Annotated in this window: 1 protein-coding gene; it reads right to left on the reverse strand. The window is 57.8% G+C overall.

Annotated features, from left to right (window positions below; genetic code table 11):
* Nucleotides 1–157: 157 nt before the first annotated feature.
* Nucleotides 158–1,210, reverse strand: a complete 1,053-nt coding sequence (gene rsgA / locus G9X67_RS34370; protein ID WP_138391249.1) for a ribosome small subunit-dependent GTPase A — start codon at nucleotides 1,208–1,210, stop codon at nucleotides 158–160.
* Nucleotides 1,211–1,232 lie beyond the last annotated feature (22 nt).

Raw genomic sequence — 1,232 nt, forward strand, 5'->3', positions numbered from 1 at the left:
AGACATATCCCTCACAAGCGGGAGCGATCGCTTGCAGGGTCTTCTTCTTGACCGCAATCCCACTCATTGAGCGCTGACGCTGTCACCACAGGCCAGCCAATTCAGGTGGCGGATTGTGGCTGACGCCGATCAGCACCGTCGCAAACGTTCAACACTTTCAATATTTCTTCTTGCGAACGATCTTGTTGCCGCGGGGTCCGCTCACGACCGGTGTTCGGTCGCGGTTTTCTGCAAGCAGGTTCCGCCAGCGTTCCAGGCGATCGGCGAGCAGGGCGCCGCTTGCGACGGCTGCCTGAACCGCGCATCCCGGTTCATGGGCATGGGTGCAATCGCGAAAGCGGCAAAGCGGCGCCAGTTCAGTTATTTCAGCAAAGAGGGTGTCTATACCGTCGGCAACATCACTCACGTAAAGCGTTCTTATTCCCGGCGTATCGATGACCCAGCCACCGCCTGAAATTGCATGCAGGGATCGCGCCGTGGTGGTGTGTCGGCCCTGCGCGTCGTATTCGCGGATGGTGCCCGTCTTTTGCTTTATGTCAGATTCTGGCCCAGTCATGGTGTTCACCAGTGTTGATTTTCCGACACCAGAAGACCCCACCAACGCAACCGTTTGGCCAACGCCGCACCAGGGCCTCAACAGGGAAACGGCGTCCGCGGAGCGCCCATTCAAGGCAACGACAGGCAGGTCACGCTGCAAAGCCTCGGCTTGCGCCTGGAACATGCCGGCATCTTCCGCGGTGTCGGCCTTCGTCAGTACAATCACCGGATTGCTCCCGGCCTGGTTGGCCATGATCAGGTAACGTTCCAGCCGAGCAAGATTAAAATCGGCATTGCACGAGGTCACGATCAACAGGGTGTCGACGTTGGCGGCAACAAGTTGTTGGCCACGTCCGCCTTCCGGGCGTCGTTGAAAGACGCTTTTTCGGTCGAGACGTCTGATAAGCATGTCAGTCAGTGGATCGGCAAGAACCCAGTCGCCCACCGCGTAGTCACCAGTACTGGTATTGGCTGGAAATTCCAGTCCGACCGGCCCGGTGACATCGATTGCCTCGATGCGTGCCCGGTGAACTGAAGCGATGCGTCTGGGGATCAAGCCCGCTTCGCTGGGCTGGACCTGGTCCGCAAAGAATTCAGACCACCCAAGCAGTTCCAGCGGTGAAGAAAGTTGGGAGCTGGTCAAATCTTGTTCCACTTTCAGTAAGGCTGCCATAAGGGGTTTTTGAATGATCTTC

The sequence above is a fragment of the Rhizobium sp. WYCCWR 11152 genome, from assembly GCF_013087615.1.
GTDB lineage: Bacteria > Pseudomonadota > Alphaproteobacteria > Rhizobiales > Rhizobiaceae > Rhizobium > Rhizobium indicum.

Coding starts and splice junctions, on each gene's coding strand:
- rsgA (WP_138391249.1), bottom strand. CDS start 1,210: ATGGCAGCCTTACTGAAAGTGGAACAAGATTTGACCAGCTCCCAACTT.